This is a genomic window from Pseudomonas sp. LBUM1647, assembly GCF_059716175.1.
Genome location: NZ_CP166809.1, coordinates 6,257,775 through 6,280,585 on the forward strand (window position 1 = coordinate 6,257,775; position 22,811 = coordinate 6,280,585).

19 protein-coding genes are annotated in these 22,811 nt (G+C 59.3%); 11 read left to right on the plus strand and 8 right to left on the minus strand.

Annotated elements, in window-relative coordinates:
• Positions 1-44: 44 nt before the first annotated feature.
• Positions 45-2,399, minus strand: a complete 2,355-nt coding sequence (locus tag ACA059_RS28985) for a glucose/quinate/shikimate family membrane-bound PQQ-dependent dehydrogenase (RefSeq protein WP_497631851.1) — start codon at positions 2,397-2,399, stop codon at positions 45-47.
• A gap of 175 nt (positions 2,400-2,574) precedes the next feature.
• Here ACA059_RS28985 and ACA059_RS28990 point away from each other — a divergent pair, with 175 nt between their 5' ends.
• The 10 genes from ACA059_RS28990 to ACA059_RS29035 all read left to right on the plus strand — a co-directional run bounded on the left by ACA059_RS28990 (position 2,575) and on the right by ACA059_RS29035 (position 13,554).
• Positions 2,575-3,036, plus strand: a complete 462-nt coding sequence (locus tag ACA059_RS28990) for an Lrp/AsnC family transcriptional regulator (RefSeq protein WP_007904219.1) — start codon at positions 2,575-2,577, stop codon at positions 3,034-3,036.
• A gap of 221 nt (positions 3,037-3,257) precedes the next feature.
• A complete protein-coding gene (locus tag ACA059_RS28995; RefSeq protein WP_140893653.1) occupies positions 3,258-4,940 on the plus strand; it encodes a flavin monoamine oxidase family protein in 1,683 nt (560 codons plus the stop codon).
• A gap of 12 nt (positions 4,941-4,952) precedes the next feature.
• Positions 4,953-5,747 carry a carbon-nitrogen hydrolase family protein gene (locus ACA059_RS29000; RefSeq protein WP_497631852.1) on the plus strand — a complete coding sequence of 265 codons (795 nt, stop codon included), beginning with the start codon at positions 4,953-4,955 and terminating at the stop codon, positions 5,745-5,747.
• 48 nt (positions 5,748-5,795) lie between these two features.
• Complete coding sequence (gene pqqF, locus ACA059_RS29005; RefSeq protein WP_497631853.1) at positions 5,796-8,228, plus strand: pyrroloquinoline quinone biosynthesis protein PqqF; 2,433 nt, start codon at positions 5,796-5,798, stop codon at positions 8,226-8,228.
• 155 nt (positions 8,229-8,383) lie between these two features.
• On the plus strand, positions 8,384-8,458 hold the full coding sequence (gene pqqA / locus ACA059_RS29010) for a pyrroloquinoline quinone precursor peptide PqqA (RefSeq protein ID WP_009045898.1): 75 nt from the start codon (positions 8,384-8,386) through the stop codon (positions 8,456-8,458).
• A 76-nt stretch (positions 8,459-8,534) separates the two neighbouring features.
• Complete coding sequence (pqqB, locus tag ACA059_RS29015) at positions 8,535-9,446, plus strand: pyrroloquinoline quinone biosynthesis protein PqqB (RefSeq protein WP_497631854.1); 912 nt, start codon at positions 8,535-8,537, stop codon at positions 9,444-9,446.
• A gap of 144 nt (positions 9,447-9,590) precedes the next feature.
• A complete protein-coding gene (pqqC, locus tag ACA059_RS29020; RefSeq protein WP_140674669.1) occupies positions 9,591-10,343 on the plus strand; it encodes a pyrroloquinoline-quinone synthase PqqC in 753 nt (250 codons plus the stop codon).
• On the plus strand, positions 10,340-10,615 hold the full coding sequence (gene pqqD, locus ACA059_RS29025; protein WP_132834027.1) for a pyrroloquinoline quinone biosynthesis peptide chaperone PqqD: 276 nt from the start codon (positions 10,340-10,342) through the stop codon (positions 10,613-10,615). Before pqqC ends, pqqD begins: the two co-directional genes overlap by 4 nt.
• A complete protein-coding gene (gene pqqE, locus ACA059_RS29030; protein WP_497631855.1) occupies positions 10,608-11,762 on the plus strand; it encodes a pyrroloquinoline quinone biosynthesis protein PqqE in 1,155 nt (384 codons plus the stop codon). The genes pqqD and pqqE overlap by 8 nt, the downstream gene beginning before the upstream one ends.
• Complete coding sequence (locus ACA059_RS29035; RefSeq protein WP_497631856.1) at positions 11,728-13,554, plus strand: S9 family peptidase; 1,827 nt, start codon at positions 11,728-11,730, stop codon at positions 13,552-13,554. Before pqqE ends, ACA059_RS29035 begins: the two co-directional genes overlap by 35 nt.
• Before the next feature lie 155 nt (positions 13,555-13,709).
• Here ACA059_RS29035 and ACA059_RS29040 read toward each other — a convergent pair whose 3' ends face one another.
• The 4 genes from ACA059_RS29040 to ACA059_RS29055 all read right to left on the minus strand — a co-directional run bounded on the left by ACA059_RS29040 (position 13,710) and on the right by ACA059_RS29055 (position 16,156).
• The gene (locus ACA059_RS29040) at positions 13,710-13,868 is read right to left on the minus strand and encodes a YqaE/Pmp3 family membrane protein (protein WP_007904205.1); all 159 of its coding nucleotides are present in this window, start codon (positions 13,866-13,868) and stop codon (positions 13,710-13,712) included.
• 83 nt (positions 13,869-13,951) lie between these two features.
• Positions 13,952-14,272, minus strand: coding sequence for a helix-turn-helix domain-containing protein (locus ACA059_RS29045; RefSeq protein WP_497631857.1), 321 nt, complete (start codon positions 14,270-14,272; stop codon positions 13,952-13,954).
• Positions 14,265-14,621 carry a type II toxin-antitoxin system RelE/ParE family toxin gene (locus ACA059_RS29050; protein WP_497634744.1) on the minus strand — a complete coding sequence of 119 codons (357 nt, stop codon included), beginning with the start codon at positions 14,619-14,621 and terminating at the stop codon, positions 14,265-14,267. Before ACA059_RS29050 ends, ACA059_RS29045 begins: the two co-directional genes overlap by 8 nt.
• A 251-nt stretch (positions 14,622-14,872) precedes the next feature.
• Positions 14,873-16,156, minus strand: a complete 1,284-nt coding sequence (locus ACA059_RS29055; protein WP_497631858.1) for an aspartate aminotransferase family protein — start codon at positions 16,154-16,156, stop codon at positions 14,873-14,875.
• A gap of 169 nt (positions 16,157-16,325) precedes the next feature.
• Here ACA059_RS29055 and ACA059_RS29060 point away from each other — a divergent pair, with 169 nt between their 5' ends.
• The gene (locus ACA059_RS29060; protein ID WP_497631859.1) at positions 16,326-17,246 is read left to right on the plus strand and encodes a LysR family transcriptional regulator; all 921 of its coding nucleotides are present in this window, start codon (positions 16,326-16,328) and stop codon (positions 17,244-17,246) included.
• Positions 17,247-17,473: 227 nt separating this feature from the next.
• Here the strand turns inward: ACA059_RS29060 and ACA059_RS29065 are convergent, their stop codons facing one another.
• The 3 genes from ACA059_RS29065 to ACA059_RS29075 form a co-directional block, all read right to left on the minus strand.
• A complete protein-coding gene (locus tag ACA059_RS29065; RefSeq protein WP_497631860.1) occupies positions 17,474-19,252 on the minus strand; it encodes an acyl-CoA dehydrogenase C-terminal domain-containing protein in 1,779 nt (592 codons plus the stop codon).
• Between the two features lie 187 nt (positions 19,253-19,439).
• Positions 19,440-21,236: an acyl-CoA dehydrogenase C-terminal domain-containing protein gene (locus ACA059_RS29070; protein ID WP_497631861.1), complete on the minus strand. Its 1,797-nt coding sequence runs from the start codon at positions 21,234-21,236 to the stop codon at positions 19,440-19,442.
• 90 nt (positions 21,237-21,326) lie between these two features.
• Positions 21,327-22,616: a GGDEF domain-containing protein gene (locus ACA059_RS29075; protein ID WP_497631862.1), complete on the minus strand. Its 1,290-nt coding sequence runs from the start codon at positions 22,614-22,616 to the stop codon at positions 21,327-21,329.
• Positions 22,617-22,811: the final 195 nt, after the last annotated feature.

The window sequence follows — 22,811 nt, forward strand, 5'->3', positions numbered from 1 at the left end:
AAGCCGCGCAATTGCGCGGCTTTTTCGTACCTGCGATTCAGCCTTTACTTGGGCAATGCATATGCAATCACGTAATCCCCTCGATCCGTTGACTGACGTGCCCCGCCAACGGTAAGCAGGATGTACTGCTTGCCGGTCTTGGGCGAAACGTAAGTCATCGGGCCGGACTGGCTGCCGACGGGCAAGCGGGCTTTCCAGATTTCGTTGCCGTTGCCGGTATCGAAGGCGCGCAGGTAGAAGTCCTGGGTGCCGGCGAAGAACAGCAGGCCTGACTGGGTGGCCAGGGAAGCGCCGAGGGTCGGCATGCCGATCGGGATTGGCAGGTGCATGCGGATGCCCAGCGGGCCGGTGTCTTGCACGGTGCCGACAGGGACTTGCCACATCAACTTGTGGGTCTTGAGGTCGATGGCGGACATCGTGCCGAACGGTGGTTTCTGGCACGGAATGCCCGCCGCCGAAAGGAAGCGTTCGCGCATCGCACCGAACGGCGTGCCTTCCTGCGGCACCACACCCATTTCGATACCACTGGCCCCGGCAGCGATCTTGTTGCGCGGGATCATGTAGTTGGCCAGGCCCAGGCGCATGTCGTTGACGAACATGTAATTCGTGTTCGGATCAACCGAGACGCTGCCCCAGTTCATGCCGCCCAATGAGCCCGGGAATTGCAACGCGCGATCCATTCCCGGCGGGGTGTAGACGCCCTCGTGGCGCATGCCTTTGAACTGGATGCGGCACATTAACTGGTCGAACGGCGTCGCGCCCCACATGTCGGACTCGGTCAGTGTCTTGTTGCCGATTGACGGCATGTCCACCGAGAACGGCTGGGTCGGCGAGTAGCGTTCACCGGGCACGTTGCCCTGAGGCACCGGGCGCTCTTCGACGCGCGCGATCGGCACACCGGTTTCACGGTTGAGCAGAAAGATCTCGCCCTGCTTGGTGACTTGCGCCAAGGCCGGCTGCATTGCGCCCTTCTCGTCAGGTACGTCGTACAGCAGCGGTTGTGCAGGCAGGTCGAAGTCCCACAGATCATGGTGAGTGGTCTGGAAATGCCAGCGCACCTGACCGGTCTTCACGTCGATGGCAACGATGGACGAGTTCCACTTGTCGTCGAATTCCGTACGTTGACCGCCGAAGAAGTCCGGGGTGGCGTTGCCGGTTGGCAGGTAAACCAGACCGAGTTTTGCGTCGTAGGACATGGCCGACCAGACGTTCGGTGTGCCACGGGTATAGGTCTCACCGGCCGGCGGACGTTTGGTGGTGTTCGGATTGCCCGGATCCCACGCCCACATCAGTTCACCGCTGCGCACGTCGTAGGCGCGGACCACACCTGGCGGCTCGCCCGTGGAATAGTTATCGGCCACGCGACCACCGACGATTACTACGTCACCTGCGACCAACGGGGTCGAGGTTTGTTGGTAGTAGCCCGGTTTCACTTCGCCCATATCGGTTGTCAGGTCGACGGTACCTTTGTTGCCAAACTCCTCGCATGGTTTGCCGGTTTCAGCATTGATCGAGATCAGACGCGCATCGCCGGTCGGCAGAAACAGACGCTTCGTACAAGCGGTTAGCTGATTGTCCGAAGACGCGGGGGCTTCGGAGTAACCCAGACCACGGCAACGCTGCCAGTTTGGCGCGGTGCCTTGCGGGTCAAACTTCCAGCGCAGGGTGCCGGTGTCGGCATCCAGGGCAAAGACTTTGCCGTAGGCGGTGCAGGTGTAGACCGTGTCGCCGATTTGCAGTGGTGTGTTCTGGTCTTCAGCCCCGGCGCCAGTACTTTGCGGGATATCACCGGTGCGGAAGGTCCAGGCGACTTGCAGCTTGTCGATATTGCCCTTGTTGATCTGGTCCAGCGCGGCAAAGCGGTTGCCAGCAGTGGTATTGCCCCAATGGGCCCAGTCTTTCTGCTCGGTGCCAGGCGCGACCGGTGTCACCGCAGGTTCACTGCTGGCCTTGACCACGTGAGTCGGCACAAACATGTAGGCCAGCGTTGCGACGACACCCGCGCCCAGAATGCCGGCCAGGCCGTAAGCACCACGGCCCGCGGTCGCGCCTGAAGCACGCACCAGCGTCGGATAGATCACCGCGACAACCAGACCGATCACGGCAAACGTCAGCACCCGCGAGACCAACGGCCAGTATTCCAAACCGGTGTCCCACACCGCCCAGATCGCAGTAAGGATCAACGCCAAGCCGTACAGCCACGCACCTTGCGGCTTACCACGGGCAATCATCAACCCGGAAACCAGCATCGCCAGGCCCATCAGCAGGAAATACCCGCTACCGCCGAGCGAGACCAGATAGCCGCCGCCACCGGCCAGGCCGAGCCCGATCAACGCAATCAGGACACCCAGCCCCAACAGCAACCATTTGCCGTCGCCGGCAGCCCCAGAATTATTCATGTCGGAAATTTTCCCCATTTGTGACAAGTGCGGAATAATGTACCACCTAGTTACTTATGGCAATTTGTCGCAGGTAAAAATGTCCTGAACGGTACTGAAGCTGGATCAAACATCCGCTGTGCGAGATGTGCCTGTAACATACCAACCCATTGATCTGTACCGCTGGAGACGACCTTTGCCTGACACTCGCCCACCCGCTCTTGACGAAATCGACCGCCAGTTGATCGCAGCTCTGCAGATCAATGCCCGCGAAAGCGTGGCCATGCTCGCGCGACAATTGGGCATTGCTCGCACCACCGTCACTTCGCGATTGGCCCGGCTGGAAAAAGCCAAGGTGATCACCGGTTACGGCGTGCGTTTGGGTCAACGCGTAGTGGATGGCGGCTTGCAGGCGTACGTCGGGATCACGGTGCAACCGCGCTCGGGTAAGGAAGTGTTGCGACGTCTCAGCGCGATGGCTCAGGTGCAGCAGTTGTGTGCAGTCAGTGGCGAATTTGATTACGTGGCGTGGTTGCGTACCGACTCACCTGAGCAACTGGATCAGTTGCTCGATCAGATCGGCAGTGTGGATGGGGTGGAGAAGACGACGACTTCGATTATCTTGAGTAGCAAGATTGATCGGGGGCAGCCGGTTTGAGTTTTTGCCGATAGCTCTTTGGTGTCTGGGAGGGCCTCATCGCGAGCAAGCTCGGCTCCCACATTGACGGTGTGCAGCAATCTATCGTCATTCTGATCAAACAATTAGCAAAACGACGACACATTGCGTCTTAATAACGTGTTCTACGCTCTCTAGAATGGCTGCCATCTTTTCCTATACTCAAACGCGCATTCCGCGTCGGGTCGCCAGCAAGGTCAGCCATGAACAAGAACAATCGCCATCCTGCAGACGGTAAAAAACCAGTCACCATTTTCGGTCCGGACTTTCCCTTCGCCTTTGACGACTGGATCGAACACCCGGCCGGCCTGGGCAGCATCCCTGCGCACAATCATGGCGCTGAGGTTGCGATCGTCGGTGCCGGTATCGCAGGTTTAGTGGCCGCGTACGAATTGATGAAACTGGGCCTCAAACCCGTCGTCTACGAAGCTTCGAAAATGGGCGGCCGTCTGCGCTCCCAGGCATTCAACGGCGCTGAAGGCATCATCGCCGAGCTCGGCGGCATGCGTTTCCCGGTGTCGTCCACCGCGTTTTATCACTACGTCGACAAGCTTGGCCTTGAAACCAAACCTTTCCCGAACCCGCTGACACCTGCCTCGGGCAGCACGGTGATCGACCTCGAAGGCCAGACCCATTACGCACAGAAGCTGGCGGATCTTCCTGCACTGTTCCAGGAAGTCGCCGACGCCTGGGCTGATGCGCTGGAAGCCGGTTCGCAATTCTCTGACATCCAGCAAGCGATCCGCGACCGTGATGTGCCGCGCCTCAAAGAGCTGTGGAACACCCTCGTTCCGCTGTGGGACGACCGCACCTTCTACGACTTCGTTGCCACTTCCAAAGCCTTCGCCAAACTCTCGTTCCATCACCGCGAAGTGTTTGGTCAGGTCGGTTTCGGTACCGGCGGCTGGGACTCGGACTTCCCGAATTCGATGCTGGAAATCTTCCGCGTAGTCATGACCAACTGCGACGATCACCAGCATTTGGTGGTCGGCGGCGTTGAACAAGTGCCGCTGGGCATTTGGCGTCATGTGCCGGAGCGTTGCGTGCACTGGCCGGAAGGCACCAGCCTCAGTTCGTTGCACAGGGGCGCTCCACGCTCCGGCGTGAAGAAAATCGCCCACGCAGCGAACGGCCGTTTTACGGTCACCGACAACTATGGCGACACTCGCGAATACGCCGCTGTTCTGACCACCTGCCAGAGCTGGCTGCTGACCACCCAGATCGAATGCGACGAAACCCTGTTCTCGCAAAAAATGTGGATGGCCCTGGACCGCACGCGCTACATGCAATCGTCGAAAACTTTCGTGATGGTCGACCGGCCATTCTGGAAAGACAAGGATCCGGAAACAGGCCGCGACCTGATGAGCATGACCCTCACCGATCGCCTGACCCGCGGCACTTATCTGTTCGACAACGGCGACGACAAACCGGGCGTGATTTGCCTGTCGTACTCATGGATGAGCGACGCGTTGAAAATGCTCCCGCACCCGGTGGAAAAGCGCGTGAAACTGGCGCTGGATGCGTTGAAGAAGATCTACCCGAAAGTCGACATCGCTGCGCGGATCATCGGCGATCCGATCACCGTGTCCTGGGAAGCCGACCCGCATTTCCTTGGGGCTTTCAAAGGCGCCCTACCCGGCCATTATCGCTACAACCAGCGCATGTACGCGCACTTCATGCAGGCTGACATGCCGGCCGAGCAGCGCGGGATTTTCATCGCCGGCGACGATGTTTCGTGGACGCCTGCGTGGGTCGAAGGTGCGGTGCAGACCTCGCTCAATGCGGTGTGGGGCATCATGAAACACTTCGGCGGTGAAACTCACGCCGAGAACCCGGGTCCAGGAGATGTGTTCAACGAGATCGGTCCGATCGCCCTGCCCGAGTAAGAGGAATCCGAAATGCGCGTAGCCCTTTATCAATGTCCACCGCTGCCCCTGGATGTCGCAGGCAATCTGCAACGTCTGCATCAATTGGCGCTGGAGGCCAAGGGTGCGGATTTGCTGGTGCTGCCGGAGATGTTTTTGACCGGCTACAACATCGGCCTCGACGCGGTCAGCGTGCTGGCGGAGGTGCACAACGGTGAGTCGGCGCAGCAGATCGCGCGCATCGCCAAGACGACCGGGATCGCCATTTTGTATGGCTATCCCGAGCGCACCGAAGATGGGCAGATTTACAACGCCGTGCAGTTGATCGACGCCAATGGCGAACGCCTGTGCAACTACCGCAAGACTCACCTGTTCGGCGACCTCGATCACTCGATGTTCAGCGCCGGACCGGATGAGTTTCCGCTGGTTGAACTCAATGGCTGGAAGCTCGGCTTCCTGATCTGCTACGACCTGGAGTTCCCGGAAAACGCCCGACGCCTGGCCTTGGCCGGCGCCGAGCTGATTCTGGTGCCGACGGCGAACATGATTCCTTACGACTTCATTGCCGACGTCACCGTCCGCGCCCGGGCTTTCGAAAACCAGTGCTATGTGGCTTACGCCAACTATTGCGGCAACGAAGGCGAGATCCAGTATTGCGGCCAGAGCAGCATCGCCGCACCGGATGGTAGCCGCATCGCCCAGGCCGGCCTCGATGAAGCACTGATTGTCGGCGAGCTGGATCGTCAGTTGATGGTCGATTCCCGTGCCGCCAATCGCTACCTCCTCGATCGCCGTCCGGAGCTTTACGGTGAGCTGAACAAGCGCTGATCCATCGTTATCCGCTAGCATTGGCACTTCTCTGTTCTGGAAGTGCTCATGCCTGCGCTGAATCACCCTCGCCCTCACACTGAAACCCTGGCCAACGGCCTGCGGGTGACGCTGCGTCATGCTCCCGATTTGAAACGTAGCGCTGCTGTGTTGCGGGTCGCTGCTGGCAGCCATGACGTGCCGCTGGCCTGGCCCGGACTGGCACATTTTCTCGAACACCTGCTGTTTCTCGGTACAGAGCGCTTTCCCGCAGGCCAAGGGCTGATGGCCTACGTCCAGGGTCATGGCGGTCAGGTGAATGCGCGGACCAGCGAACGCACCACGGACTACTTTTTCGAGTTACCGCCTCAGTCGTTTGCCGGGGGACTGGAGCGCCTGTCTGACATGATCGCTCATCCGCGTATGAATCCGGACGATCAGCGACGGGAACGGGAAGTGCTGCACGCAGAATTTGTCGCCTGGTCTCGGGATACGGCTGCTCAGCAGCAATTTGCGCTGTTCGACGGTCTTTCAGCGGCGCATCCACTGCGGGCGTTTCATGCCGGCAACCGCTACAGCCTGCCGGTGCCGCAACCTGAGTTTCAGCAAGCCTTGCAGGATTTTTATCAGCGGTTTTATCAGACCGGGCAGATGACCTTGAGCCTGACCGGACCGCAGAGTCTCGATGAGTTGAGGGCGATGGCTCAGCGCTTTAGCGCTGCGATTCCCGGAGGGGGAAAGGTCCCGCAACAGGCGCCTACATCGCTGATGGATTCTTCGGACAAAAGTTATCAACAGGCTGGAGCGCGTCGACTGGATCTGCTGTTTGCCTTCGAAGCGTTGCCCGATTCATCGCCCGAGGCGCTGGCGTTCCTGTGTCATTGGCTGAACGGCGCGAAACCCGGTGGTCTGCTGGCGCAATTGCGCGAACGCGGACTGGCTGACAGCCTGAAAGCTGCGCCGTTGTATCAGTTCGCCGGCCAGGCTTTGTTGCACATCGAGTTCCCGTTGCCTGCCAACGCGACGCCCAACGGGATCCGCGAGCGGCTACTGGATTGGCTTGGATTCTTTGCCTCACAGCAACCCTGGGCCGGGTTGCGCGAAGAATACGCCGCCCTGCTGCAACGCCAACAGCAAGTCAGCGGCGCCCTGCAACTGGCCCGACTGGACAGCGAACAGTGTGAAACAGGGTTATCCGAATCGAGCGTTGCAGCCCTCAAGGCAGTCCTGAAACAAATCGGCGCTGTGGATAACTTCACCGGCCAATGGCAACTGCCAACACCTAATCCGTTTTTACGCACCGAGGCTCCGGCCCCGAGTGCCGGTCTGATCCGCGGCCAGACCAGCAAACACCGAGGCCTGCGGACTTTTGCTCAGGATCGCTCACGCGGTCGTCGTGAACGTTCGCCCATGCAGTTCAGTCACGCATTGCCGGATAACTGTGCCGAAGGTGCCGTTTACCTGCGCTGGCGTCTGGACTCGGCCCCTCGCAGCAATCTTCAGACGAGCCTGGAAAACCGCCTTCAGCCGTTGCGTGAAGACGCTCGTCAGGCAGGTGTCGATTTTTCCTTCAGCGCATCGGGCAATGAATGGCTGCTGAAAATGACCGGGCTACAGGAGCCGATGCCGACCGTCCTTGAACACGCGCTGAAAGAACTGACAACACCTGATGCCGCCTTCTCGCAAGAAGAGCCGCCGAGCGTTGGGTTGATGCCGATTCGACAGTTGCTTAAAGCGCTGCCTGATCACTGCCTTGAGCGCAGCGCTGACTCGGACGATTTGATGCAGCTTTGGTCGAGCGCACGCTGGGATGGTCTGGCGACCGGGCTGTCCGCCCAGACACAAGCCGCGATGGGCCTTGCCTTGAGTCGTGTGCCAGGCATTGCGGACAATCAACTGACGCCGCCCTCCCCGATAAACGAGCAGCATCTGTGGAGCGCGGTCGATACCGGGTCCAGCGAACACTCGCTGCTGCTCTTCTGCCCGACGGCAACCGCGGACATCGCTGACGAAGCCGCCTGGCGCTTGCTGGCTCACGTCTGCCAGACGCCGTTTTACCAACGCCTGCGGGTAGAACTGCAGCTCGGCTATGCGGTGTTCAGCGCCCTGCGGCAGATCCATGGGCAGACCGGACTGTTGTTCGGCGTGCAATCACCCAGCGTTGCCCCTCTGGATCTGCTGGAACACATCGAACATTTCCTGAGCGGATTAGCCGGCATGATGGACGACATCGATGACGCGATCTTCATCGACCAGCGCCAGGCACTGGCCGATCAATTCGATAGCGCGGCACTGCCCAATGCGCAGGCCGCCGAACTGCTCTGGCAGGGCAAACTGGCCGGCCGCTCGTCGGATTATCTGGAGCTTCTACCTCAGACGATTCTGATGATCGACCGCGAAACGTTACTGGCCGCAGCACAACGACTGAATCAGGCCGAAGGCGGTTGGCGCTGTCTGGCCAGCGGACCGTGCCCGGGCTTGCCTTGGCAAGCGGCAAAATGATCATTACCGGTGCTGCAATTAGCTTTCTCAAAGATTCCCGGCCAATCGCCCTGTAATTTTGAGTAACATAGCCACCTAACTATCTGAACATCTCCGGCTGGAGGTGGACTATATGTATAGATCTCAACTGTCCCATCACCTGAAGGAGCGCTCCTATGTCCTGGTCCAAACCTGCTTACACCGACCTGCGTATCGGCTTTGAAGTCACCATGTACTTCGCAAGCCGCTAATCTTTTTGTAGCGCAGTGCAACGCCTCGGCTCGCCGAGGCGTTTTTATTTTCAGTTTTCAAAATGATGGAGCGGCCATGTTTGTCCAGATTCTAGGTTCCGCCGCCGGCGGTGGTTTCCCCCAGTGGAACTGCAACTGCGTGAACTGCGCCGGTTTTCGCGATGGCAGCCTGAACGCCAAGGCGCGGACCCAGTCGTCCATCGCGATTTCCGATAACGGCGTGAACTGGGTGTTGTGCAACGCATCGCCGGACATCCGCGCCCAGCTCCAGAGCTTCGCCCCGATGCAACCGGGCCGCGCCCTGCGCGATACCGGCATCAACGCGATCATCCTGATGGACAGCCAGATCGACCACACCACCGGCCTGCTCAGCCTGCGCGAAGGTTGCCCGCACCAGGTCTGGTGCACCGACATGGTCCACGAAGACCTGAGTACCGGTTTTCCGCTGTTCACCATGCTGACCCACTGGAACGGCGGGCTGACCTGGAACCAGATCGAGCTCGACCGCAGCTTCACCATCCCGGCCTGCCCGAGCCTGCGCTTCACCCCCTTGCCGCTGCGCAGCGCCGCCCCGCCGTACTCGCCGCACCGTTTCGACCCGCACCCCGGCGACAACATTGGCCTGATCGTTGAAGACCTCAACACCGGTGGCAAACTGTTCTACGCACCGGGTCTGGGCAAGGTCGACGCACCGTTGCTGGAGATCATGGCCGGCAGCGATTGCTTGCTGGTGGACGGTACGATGTGGGATGACGACGAAATGCAGCGCCGTGGCGTCGGCACCCGCACTGGTCGTGAAATGGGCCATCTGGCGCAGAACGGCCCCGGCGGCATGCTGGAAGTGCTGGAACAGCTGCCCAACCAGCGCAAAGTACTTATCCACATCAACAACACCAACCCGATTCTCAATGAGGACTCGCCAGAGCGTGCCGAGCTGGTTCGGCGCGATGTTGAAGTGGCGTATGACGGCATGAGTATTGTGTTGTAGGAAATCGAGACCGCTGCGCGGCCTATCGCCAGCAGGCTGGCCCCCACAGGGGAATGCGATCAACTGTGGGAGCGAGACCGGCTTGCCGGCGATGAGGCCGGTCCTGACACCTAAGAATCCACCGGTCGTACCCGGAGAACCGAAATGACTGACACAGCAATGTCCCCCGCCGAGTTCGAGGCAGCCCTGCGCGCCAAGGGCGCCTATTACCACATCTATCACCCGTATCACGTGGCGATGTACGAAGGCCGGGCAACGCGCGAGCAGATCCAGGGCTGGGTCGCCAACCGTTTCTACTATCAGGTGAACATCCCGCTCAAGGACGCCGCGATCCTCGCCAACTGCCCGGACCGCGAGATTCGTCGCGAGTGGATTCAGCGCCTGCTCGACCATGACGGCGCCCCCGGCGAAGACGGCGGCATCGAAGCCTGGCTGCGTCTGGGCCAGGCCGTCGGCCTCGACCCGGATCAGCTGCGCTCGCAGGAATTGGTTCTGCCCGGCGTACGTTTTGCCGTCGACGCCTACGTCAACTTCGCCCGTCGGGCCAGTTGGCAGGAAGCCGCCAGCAGCTCGCTGACCGAACTGTTCGCGCCGCAAATCCACCAGTCGCGCCTCGACAGCTGGCCGCAGCATTACCCGTGGATCGACCCGGCTGGTTACGAGTATTTCCGCACGCGCCTGGGTCAGGCACGTCGCGACGTGGAACACGGCTTGGCGATCACTTTGCAGCACTACACGACGCGGGCCGGCCAAGAGCGCATGCTGGAAATTCTTCAGTTCAAACTGGACATTCTTTGGAGCATGCTCGATGCCATGAGCATGGCCTACGAACTGAAACGCCCGCCGTATCACAGCGTGACTGAGCAACGGGTCTGGCATAAAGGAATCACCTTATGAGTTTTGATCGCAGCAAGACCCCGACCTGGCGTACCGGCTACCGCTTCCAGTACGAACCGGCGCAGAAAGGTCATGTGCTGCTCTACCCGGAAGGCATGATCAAACTCAACGAAAGCGCCGCGCTGATCGGCGGTTTGATCGACGGCGAGCGTGACGTCGCGGCGATCATCGCCGAACTGGACGCGCAGTTCCCCGGCGTGCCCGAGCTCGGTGACGACATCGAGCAATTCATGGAGGTCGCCCGTGCTCAGCACTGGATCGAACTTGCCTGATTCCACGTCAGACAAGTTACCGCCCAAACCGGAAATCGGCCTGCCACTGTGGCTGTTGGCCGAGCTGACGTATCGCTGCCCGCTGCAATGTCCGTATTGCTCCAATCCGCTGGACTTCGCCGAGCAAGGCAAAGAGCTGAGTACCGAGCAGTGGATCAAAGTGTTCCGCGAAGCGCGGGAAATGGGCGCGGCGCAATTGGGCTTCTCCGGCGGCGAACCGCTGGTGCGCCAGGACCTCGCCGAGCTGATTGCCGAGGCGCGCAAGTTGGGTTTCTACACCAACCTGATCACCTCCGGCATCGGCCTGACCGAGCAGAAAATCAGCGACTTCAAAAAGGCCGGCCTGGACCACATTCAGATCAGCTTTCAGGCCAGCGACGAGCAAGTGAACAACTTGCTGGCCGGCTCGAAAAAAGCCTTCGCCCAGAAGCTGGAAATGGCCCGCGCGGTGAAAGCCCACGGTTATCCGATGGTGCTGAACTTCGTGACCCATCGGCACAACATCGACAAGATCGACCGGATCATCGAGCTGTGCATCGCCCTTGAGGCGGACTTTGTGGAACTCGCCACTTGCCAGTTCTACGGTTGGGCGCAGCTCAATCGGGTCGGTCTGTTGCCGACCAAGGAACAACTGGTCCGTGCCGAACGCATTACCAACGAATACCGCGCCAAACTGGAAGCCGAAGGGCATCCGTGCAAGCTGATTTTCGTCACCCCGGATTATTACGAAGAGCGCCCGAAAGCCTGCATGAACGGCTGGGGCAGTATTTTTCTGACAGTCACGCCGGACGGAACCGCTCTGCCCTGTCACGGCGCCCGACAGATGCCGGTGCAGTTTCCCAACGTGCGCGATCACAGCATGCAGCACATCTGGTACGACTCGTTCGGCTTCAACCGCTTTCGCGGTTACGACTGGATGCCCGAGCCCTGCCGTTCCTGCGACGAGAAAGAAAAAGACTTCGGCGGCTGTCGCTGCCAGGCGTTCATGCTCACGGGCGACGCGAGCAACGCCGACCCGGTGTGCAGCAAGTCGGAACATCACGGCGTGATTCTCAAGGCCCGCGAAGAAGCCGAGCACGCGACCCAGACCATTGAACAACTGGCCTTTCGCAATGAACGAAATTCACGACTCATCGCTAAAAGCTGAACCCTTCAGCGCTGCCAAGGCTGTTGCAGCCGGCATCGACTTCGCCGAGTTGCAGGTCGGCCCACATGGCTTGTTCTGGAACGAGTACCGCCCCGAGGATGCCGCCTGCCGAATCTGGCATTGGCGTGACGGCCAGGCGCATTGCCTGACGCCAGCGGGCTTCAGTGTGCGCAGTCGCGTGTACGAATACGGCGGCGGCGCGTTCTGTCTGACCGATGACGGGATAGTGTTCGTCAACGAGGCGGACCAACAGCTGTATCGGCAGTCACTGGCAGGCGAAGCACCTGAGTTACTGAGCTCAGGCGAATGCCGATACGGCGATCTGCAGTTCGCTAACGGGCAGGTATTGGCAGTTGAAGAAAACCGCGTTCGGCATCGACTGGTGGCTATCGATGTGGCTGACGGAGTACGTCATCTGCTGGCCGAAGGCGCTGATTTCTATGCCGCGCCGACGTTGAGTCCCGACGCGCAACGACTGGCGTGGATCGAGTGGAGTCGCCCGGATCAGCCATGGACCTCGACTCGCCTGATGGTTGCCGAACGCCAGAACGATGGCCGTTTTGCTCTGCCGCGTTGCGTGGCCGGCGAAGACGCTGAGGAATCGCTGCAACAACCGAGGTTCGATACAAGCGGCCGTCTGTTTTGCCTGACCGATCGCGGCGGCTACTGGCAGCCTTGGATGGAATCGGCAGACGGTTTGAGCCCGCTGCCGTGTGCCGCCGCTGATCATGGGCCAGCGCCGTGGCAGCTGGGTGGCAGCACCTGGTTGCCGCTGAGCGAAGGCCGCTATCTGGCGAGCTGGACCGAAGACGGGTTTGGCAGACTGGGTATTTGTGGTGACGCCTGTGAAGATTTCACGGGCGATTACAGCCGCTTCCGCTCTCTCGCACTGGATGAGCAGTTCATTTACTGCATCGCCGCTTCGCCAGTCAGTTCGTCGTCAATCATTGCCATCGACCGCCAGACCCGGCAGGTCAAAACACTGGCTGGCGGTATTGCACCGTTGCCTGCCGAGCAGATCAGCGTCCCGCAAACCCTGCGCTACCCGAGCGGTTCGGACGAGGCCCACGGCTTCTTCTATCCAGCGATGACCGGTGATGCGAAACCGCCTCTGGTGGTGTTCATCCACGGCGGCCCGACTTCGGCCTGCTACCCCATGCTCGATCCGCGTATCCAGTACTGGGCGCAACGTGGCTTCGCCGTGGCCGACCTCAACTACCGCGGCAGCAGTGGCTATGGTCGGGCTTATCGACAAGCGCTGCATTTGAGCTGGGGCAAAGTGGACGTGGAGGATGCCTGCGCAGTCGTCGCTCATCTTGCCGAACGCGGACTGATCGACGGCGATAAGGCGTTTATTCGCGGTGGCAGTGCCGGCGGTTACACCACCCTGTGTGCGCTGGCCTTTCACACAGTCTTCCGCGCCGGCGCCAGCCTGTATGGCGTCAGTGACCCTCTGGCGCTGGGCCGGACGACTCACAAGTTCGAAGGCGACTATCTGGATTGGCTGATCGGCGACCCGGTGCAGGACGCCGAACGTTACGCCGCTCGAACGCCGTTGCTGCACGCAGGCAACATCAGTGTGCCGGTGATTTTCTTTCAGGGTGAACTGGACGCAGTGGTGGTGCCGCAACAGACCCGCGACATGGTCACGGCGTTGCAGGACAACGGCATTCTGGTTGAAGCGCATTACTACGCCGACGAACGCCATGGCTTTCGCAAGGCCGGCAATCAGGCCCATGCGCTGGAGCAAGAGTGGTTGTTTTATCGAAGGGTGATGGCGTTGGCGGACTGAAGATCGCACTGAGTGCGGAAATTGCGGTGCCCCTTTCGCGAGCAAGCCCGCTCCCACATTCGACCGTATTCCCCTGGGAGGACTCGGTCAGTGTGGGAGCGGCGGTGCGACGATTCGACTTGCTCGCGAAAGCGATCTACCTGACGCCGATGATTTCAACGCTTGGCGATGATGTACACCGCATGCACGATCCCGGGGATGTAACCGCACAGCGTCAGCAGAATATTCAGCCAGAACGCCCCGGCGAAACCGACTTGCAGAAACACACCCAGTGGCGGCAACAGAATGGCGATGATGATGCGAATAAAGTCCATGGGGTCAGCTCCTGATTAAAGTTGGCTCGCGTGAGCCTACAGCTAATCGACCTTTGCCGTTCGTCAGGGTTCAGTGTGGTTCTTCAGGCCAGTATCTCAAGACCGTGCTTCTGAACGATGCTCAGCAACTTCAGCGCCATGCCGCTGGGGTGCTTGTCTCCCGCTTCCCATTGTTTAACCGTCGAGGCACTGGTGTTCAGATAACGCGCGAACACTGGTTGGCTTACGTTGTTGCGTTCACGTAGCGCTTTGATCTGCTCCGCCGGGATGGCGTCTGGAACCGTTGCAAGACATGATTCATCGAATTCGCGCATGGTTGCCTTACTGATTGCACCAATGGCAAACAAGGCACTGGCTGACTCGTGTATCGATTCCGATATTTCGCTTTTGAATTTTTTACTCATGAGATATCTCCACAAACTCCTTCATATCCAGCAAGCGCTGGATTTCCATCTCGGTCAGCCCTCCATATGTCTTGGCTAACTCGCGCAAGTCGGCCAACTGCCTCGGACTGATATTGCTCTGGTCTTTCTTGGCATACAGAAACTGATAAACCCAGTAACGGCCACCTCTGGCCAAAACAATCGACCGATGGCGGTTGGCATTCAAGCGCTTCTTCCAGACCCCGCCGCCGAGATTGTCCGCCTGGCCATTGAGCATTTCGGTGAATGCTTCCCGAAGCTCGTCGTCATCGATCCAGGCCTTCCCGACCTGCATCGAAAAGCGTTTCGTTTTGAATAACCTTGGTGACATCGGCTTCCCTTCCAAAACATACCACTCAGTGGTATAGAACTCAAAGCCAGTTCCACAACAATATTGTTTCGCTGGCACCGGCAATCCTTGCCGACACCCTCTAAAAAGCCATTGATCCCGCGACCGCTCAAGCACTGAAATGCATTTGGCAAAACGTAGAGACAAAAAAACGCCCCACGCCAAAAGAATCAGGCATGGGGCGATGCGTTATACCGCGAGACGGTTCGGGAATTCGTGTAGGGCAGGTCTGATCAGACGGCAATCCCTTTGCGGCACTGCAGTTGCGCAGTGCGCACGCGGGAGAAGGCGCGGGCCAGGCGCAGGAGCATTTCGTCGATGTTGGCTTTGCTGACGGTCAGGGCCGGGGTAAAGCGCAGGCAATCGGGCTGCGGAGCGTTGAGCAGCAAACCTTCGTACAACGCCGCTTTGACGACGGCGTCAGCCGATTCGTCGGACAAGGTAAGCCCCCAGAATAGTCCTTGCCCGCGCAACTCGCCGTGACCATAGCGATGGGATAAACGCTGCAGACCTTCGCTCAGGTGCTGACCGATTTCCCCGACATGATCGAGAAACCCCTTGTCCTGCACGCTGTCGAGCACCGCTAGACCGGCCGCCGTCATCAGTGCATTGCCATGATGAGTGCCTGTCACTTCGCCGACCTCGAAACAGCAGGCTTTACCCCGCGCCAACAACGCTGCCAATGGCACGCCACCGCCCAGCCCTTTACCGAGAACAACGATATCTGCCCGCACGCCGTAGGATTGTTCGGCGAGTAAAGTGCCGCAACGACCGATGCCGGTTTGCACTTCGTCGAAGATCAGCAGAATGCCCAGCTCACGGCACAGGCGCTCGACCCCTTTGAGGTAATGCTCGGTGGCCGGTATCACCCCGGCTTCGCTCTGGATCGGTTCGAGCATGATCGCCACGGTCTGGGCGTCGACGGCCGCATGCAAGGCCGAAAGATCATTGAACGGCACGTGACTGAAGCCCGGAAGCAGCGGCTCGAATCGGTTAGTCAGATTCGAACTGTCCGACGCCGAAATCGTCCCCAGACTACGACCATGGCAGCCGTTGTTGGCAACGATGATCCGCGAAGCCCCGCCGCGATGCCGTTGACCCCATTTGCGCGCCAGTTTGATCGCCGCTTCACAGGCTTCGCTGCCACTGTTGAGCAGGTACGCCTGATCACTGCCGGTGCTGGAACACAGCCGCTCAGCAAGATTGAGCATGCCGCGGTTATGCAGGCCGAAGCCGGGGTTGATCAGCGACTGAGCCTGCGCCGCGATGGCGTTGACCAGTACAGAAGGACTGTGTCCGAGGCTATTGGCCCCGCCACCCTGTGAGAAATCCAGATACGCTCGGTCATCGCTGTCCCACAACCATGAGCCTTGGCCGCGCACGAATATCTGTTTCGGTCGCTCGACACTGGGCATCAGGTACTCGCTGGAAAAATTGTCGCCTTTGGACGGCAAGAAGGCGTCCACAGCCAAGTCATCAAGACTCGGAGGATTGCGCCGCAAGCTGAACAAGTTCATTTGATCAAACCTCGTGCGAGGTTTTTTGCCTTACCTATGTAAACACCCTCGAAGCAAACGGTATTCATCGCGCTCTGTGGCCCTGTAAGCCTTGTGAATGCGGTTAGACTAGGCTCACTCAAGGCCTTGAGCCATTTCGATTTCCCAGCATTTTCGATAAGCACACCTTATGGATTTCAAGCAACTGCGTTATTTCGTCGCGGTCTACGAAGAAGGTCATGTGGGCCGGGCTGCCGAGCGGCTTTCAATCTCCCAACCGGCACTGTCCCAGCAGATCCGCCACCTCGAACAAAACCTCGATGTGAGCCTGTTCGAACGTAGCAGCAAACGTCTGCTGCCAACCCTGGCTGCTCATACGTTGTACAACCATGCCCTGCCCTTGCTGGATGGATTGCAGCGGGCACGGGAAGCCTTGGGTAACTTCAAGGGCCAGGCACTGCGCACGTTGGCCATCGGTGTATTGCAGACCGTCCATACCAGCCTGGTGCCGCAGATGCTCGAACGCGTGCGCAAGGCGCAGCCGCATTTGGTGGTGCAGATCTATGAACTGACGGGACTGGAAATCGAGCGGCGCTTGCTCAACGGTTCTCTGGACATCGGCATCAGCTATCTGCCGCCTCGTCAGCCGGGGTTGCACGGCGTGATGCTGTACGAAGACGAACTGACCCTGGTCATCCCGGCGGATCACCCGTTGCGGGAATTCAAGAAAGTCTCGATGAGTCAGGCCGCCGAATTGCCAATGTTGCTGCTGGGTGAAGAGTTTCAAGTACGGCAGATCTGGCAGGCACAACTGGCCAATCTGGGACGACGTCCGCAGGTACAGGCAGAACTGAACAACATGGCGGGGATTCTCGACAGCCTGCCGCACACACGACTGGCGACGGTGCTGCCCGGACGCTCACAACAGGCACACGGCAACAAGGAACTGTTGTGGAAACCACTGAGCGAGCCGAGGGTGCCGCTTAAAGTTGGATTGGTGTGTCGGGATGTGCAGCGACAACAGGCCTCGCTGAACTTGTTGCGTACGTTGCTGGAAGAAGTGATGAATGGGCGTTTGATCAGCCCGGCAACATTGGATGAAATGAGCTGAGCACTTTTCTGCAGGCAAAAGAAAACCCCGCCGAAGCGGGGCTTTGCAGACTGTTTCCCTGACATCCATTTCACTCCGCCGTCCTGGCAGAATCCTACGTGTCCGTGTTGTTGCTTTGCGCTTCCTGCGCGACGTCCATGTGAAGTAGATTAGCTGTGGATCCAATCTGCATCTATGGGAGAAGAGCAGCACGTCATGTAAGAGAATGCTTACATGACGTTACATTGTCAGAACTGCCCTGCGTCCAGCAGGAACAACGACTCACTACCGGCCTTTACCGACGCGCTCAACGAGTGAATGCGCGGCAGCAGACGTGCGAAATAGAAGCGTGCCGTGCCCAACTTGCTCGCGTAGAAATCGTCCTGCGCTTCTTTGCCAAAAGCGGCCTTGGCCATCAGTGCCCACATGTACGCATACGCCACGTAACCGAATGCTTGCAGATACTCGACCGAGGCAGCACCGATTTCATTCGGGTTGTTTTTCGCCCGATCCAGCAACCAGGCGGTCAGTTCGTCGAGGGTAGTCACGGCATCGTTCAGCGGTTTGGTGAACTCGGCCAGATCGGCGCTGGCGGTCGCGGTGAAATGACGAATCTCGTCGGCAAACAGTTTGTAGAACGCCCCGCCGGTGCCGACGATCTTGCGCCCTACAAGGTCCAGCGCCTGAATGCCATTGGTACCTTCGTAAATCTGGGTGATGCGCACGTCGCGCACCAATTGCTCCTGGCCCCACTCACGGATGTAACCGTGACCGCCGAACACCTGCTGGCCGTGAACCGTGGTTTCCAGCCCCAGGTCGGTCAGGAATGCCTTGGCCACCGGAGTCAGCAGTGCCACCAGATCTTCCGCGCGTTTGCGGGTGGTGGCGTCTTCGCTGAACTTGGCGGTGTCCAGTTGCATAGCCACGTACGTCGAGAAGGCACGACCGCCTTCGTTCGAGGCTTTCATGGTCAGCAGCATGCGACGCACGTCCGGGTGGACGATGATCGGGTCAGCGACCTTGTCCTTGTTCTGCGCGCCAGTCGGCGAACGGCTTTGCAGACGGTCGCGAGCGTACTCGACCGCGTTCTGGTAGGAGCGCTCGCCGGTGGCCAGGCCCTGGATGCCAACACCCAGACGTTCGTAGTTCATCATGGTGAACATCGCGGCCAAGCCTTTGTTCGGCTCACCGACCAGGTAACCGACCGCTTCGTCGAAGTTCATCACACAGGTCGCGGAGGCCTGGATACCCATTTTGTGTTCGATCGAACCGCAGTTTGCCGGGTTGCGCGCGCCCAGGCTGCCATCGGCATTGACCATGAACTTCGGCACCAGGAACAGCGAAATACCCTTCGGTCCCGCCGGTGCATCCGGCAGTTTGGCCAGTACCAGGTGAATGATGTTCTCGGTCAGGTCGTGCTCACCGCCGGTGATGAAGATCTTGGTGCCGCTGACTTTGTAGGATCCGTCGGCCTGAGGCTCGGCCTTGGTGCGAATGATCCCCAGGTCCGTGCCAGCGTGCGGCTCGGTCAGGCACATGGAGCCGGCCCAGACGCCGGCGTACATGTTCGGCAGGTACGCGGCTTTCAGCGCTTCGCTGGCGTGGGCGTTGATCGACAGGCAGGCGCCCGCGGTCAGCATCGGGTACAGGCCGAACGACAGGCTGGCGGAGTTGACCATTTCTTCGACCTGCGCCGAAACGGCCTTTGGCATGCCCATGCCACCATAGGTCGGATCGCCACCGACACCGACCCAACCGCCTTCAGCGTAAGTCTGATAAGCCTGTGGGAAACCGGCCGGCGTGGTGACGGCACCGTCCGCCCAATGGCAACCTTCTTCGTCAGCCGCACGGCTCAGGGGCGCGATGCTTTTGCTGGTGACCTTGCCGGCCTCTTCAAGAATGGCTTCGACCGTTTCAGCATCGACAGTCTCGGCCAGCGCTGGCAGCTCGGCCCAGAGTTTGGCGACTTCGAAAACTTCATTGAGGACGAAGCGCATATCGCGCAGGGGCGCTTTGTAGTCAGCCATGGCAAACCTCGCAAGATCTAAACGGGTGATTCGTAGGAATGGTTTTTTCGTTGGGTCCGAGTGTAACTCAACAACTTTTGCGACACATAGGGTCAGCCAATGACCGTTTTGTAATTTTTAGTCACAGACTTGCCAGTCATAAAAAAACCCGCAACAAGGCGGGCTCCTTTGTTACTGGTTTAAAAGATTAAAGCGCAAATAACTCCGCCGGCAGCTTCATCAGACAATCGCTCCCGGCCTCGATGGCCGCCCGATGAGCGGCAGTGCGCGGCAGCAAACGCTTGAAGTAAAACTCGCTGGTGGCCAATTTGCCTTTGCAGTAATCAGCGTCGCCGCTGCCTGCGTCGAGCTGCGCCTGAGCAACCAACGCCATGCGCAGCCACAGATAGCCGAGGATGATGTAACCGCTGTACATCAGGTAATCCACCGAAGCGGCGCCAACTTCATCCGGGTTTTTCATCGCCGCCATGCCGACCTTGGTGGTCACCTCCCCCCACTGCTGATTCAGGTCGTTGAGCTGCGCCACGTAGCTGGCGAGTTGCGGGTGTCCGGCATTTGCTGCACAGAACTTGTGGACGATTTTGGTGAACCCGCGCAGCAATTTCCCCTGGCTGCCGAGGACTTTTCTGCCAAGCAAGTCCAGCGCCTGAATGCCGTTGGTGCCTTCGTAGATCGGTGCAATCCGGCAGTCGCGTACCAACTGCTCCATGCCCCACTCGCGGATAAAACCGTGACCACCGAACACCTGCATGCCGTGGTTGGTCACCTCCAGCCCGGTATCAGTCATGAAGGCTTTGCAGATCGGCGTGAGGAACGCCAGCAGGTCTTCGGCATCCTGACGCGCCGTTTCATCCAGGCTCAGATGCGCCGCGTCCAGCAACTGCGCGGTGAAATAAGTCAGCGCCCGATTGCCTTCGTTGAAGGCCTTCATGGTCAGTAACATCCTGCGCACATCAGGATGGACAATGATCGGATCGGCGGCTTTTTCCGGTGCTTTCGGGCCGGTCAGCGAGCGCATTTGCAAGCGGTCGTTGGCGTACTTGATCGCGCCTTGAAAGCTCGCCTCCCCCAGACACAAACCCTGCATGCCGGTGCCCAGTCGTGCATGGTTCATCATGGTGAACATGCAATTCAGTCCCTTGTTCGGCTCACCGATCAAGAAGCCCTTGGCGTCGTCGAAGTTCAGCACGCAGGTAGCCGAGGCCTTGATGCCCATTTTGTGTTCGATCGAGCCGCAGGAAACGCCGTTGCGCTCTCCCGCCTCACCTTCGTCGTTGGGTAGGAATTTAGGAACGATGAACAGTGAAATGCCCTTGGTCCCGGCCGGAGCGTCCGGCAGTTTCGCCAGCACCAGGTGAATGATGTTGTCACTCATGTCGTGTTCGCCGGCGGAGATGAAGATCTTGCTGCCGGAAATCGCATAGCTGCCGTCGACCGCAGGCACGGCGCGGGTTTTGATGATGCCCAGGTCAGTGCCGCAATGGGCTTCGGTCAGGCACATGGTGCCGGTCCATTGACCAGCGGTGAGTTTGCTCAGGTAAGTCTGTTTTTGTTCCTCAGTACCATGGGCGTGGATTGCCGACATCGCGCCATGAGTCAGGCCGGGGTACATACCCCAGGAGGTGTTGCTGGAGCCGACCATTTCGCTGATCACCAGCCCCAGCGAACTCGGCAATCCCTGGCCACCGTAAACCGGATCAGCCGCCAGACCGTGCCAGCCACCTTCAACGTATTGTGCGAAGGCCTGCTTGAAGCCTGTAGGCGTAGTCACCACGCCATTGTCGAAATGGCAGCCTTCTTCGTCGCCGCTACGGTTCAGCGGGGCGAGAACGTTCTCACAAAATTTGGCACCTTCTTCGAGAATCGCATTGACCATGTCCGGGCTGGCATCGGTGGCGCCCAGCGCGGCGTAATTGCTGTGAAAATCGAAGACGTGGTCGATCAAAAAGCGCATGTCGCGCAGGGGAGCTTTGTACTCAGGCATGGTCATTTCTCCGGCAGCAGATTCCCCCAACCTACTGCCGCGCCCCCGGCCTCACAATCACAGTCCAGACGATGAATGCGCCATCATCACTCAATCATTGGCGGCGTCCATGCGCACCGCGCCACGACGGTTCTGACCGAACGCCACGACACAGTTTCGACCGGCCCCCTTGGCGCTGTAGAGCGCCTCGTCAGCGGACTTGAGCACTTTCTCGGGGGTGCGCTGCTCCAGTCGTTCGGCCACGCCGATGCTGACGGTGACCGACACACTTGAGGCGCCCGAGCCCGCGCGACGCTGACGACCTTGCTGGTCATCCTGAGGACGGCTGTCCTGATTGCGCAGTTGAATGTTGTAGGTGGCGATGGACTCGCGGATGACTTCCAGGTGCGGCATGCACTCTTCGAGGGTCTTGCCTGCGAACACCAGGGCGAATTCTTCACCACCGTAGCGATACGCCCTACCGCCTCCGCCGATTTTCGACAGTTTGCTGGCGACCAGTCGCAGTACCTGGTCGCCGACATCGTGACCGTGGGTGTCGTTGAATTTCTTGAAGTGATCGACGTCGCTCATCGCCAGCACGTAGTTGCGCCCCAATCGCTGCATCCGCTCATTCAAGGCGCGGCGGCCCGGCAGGCCGGTGAGTTCGTCGCGGAAGGCCATTTGATAGGCCTCATGGGCGACCGCTGCGGCAATCATCAACATCACCTGACTGCACATGATGTTCAGGGTAAACGGCAGGATGAAGGTTTTCGGCAACATCCAGAACAACCCGAGCAGGCCCACCAATTGGGCAGCATGCAAGGGTCTCGGGTTGCGCCAGTATTGCCAGGCCAGTAACGCAAACGAAGCGACGAACACGGGATAGGACAGCTGGATCAGGCTCATCCAGGCGCCATGCAACGCTGGCCAGCGGATCTCCGACAGCCACATCAACAGCGCCTGTGGGTAACTTTGTTCCAGCCCCAACGCCACGCTACCGAAGGCCAGCAACACGGCGAAGCGCGCCACCATGTCCTGGAACAGGTGGGTGCGCTCCTGCCAGGCGGCGAACACACCAAATAGCAGCGGCAGCAACAGGCAGCACAGATGGAAGACCACAGCGGCGTCTTCACGAACCTTGCCGTTGTCGCGGTAATAGTCGGTCTGGGTGTCGAGCAGGAAGTAGGCGATGTACACCGTGACCATCAGGAACAGCTCACGCTGGCGTCGGTAAACCGCGCAATACGACCCGCCAAGCAGCAGGACCAAGGTCGGCAGGACGTTGAACAATGACGTGAAGAATACGTTGAGATCTTTGACGTAGGCCGCGGCAAGCCCCGCCAGTAACAGGACCAGCGACGGCAGGAAATGGTTGATATGAACAGCAGAAGAACGCGGCAAGGGGTTGAGCTCCGGCCCGGGCAAATCAAAGATGGCATTGTGCCTTCGCTTGGCGCAATTAAGCACACGCAATGTGATCTGCATCACACCGCACACTCTATAACGGCAGGAATTCGGTTTTTCTGAGCGATTTGCCAGGTATTTCAGAAAAAAAGTGGCTGATAGCCATTAGATCGATCAACCATGGCTTTTTTA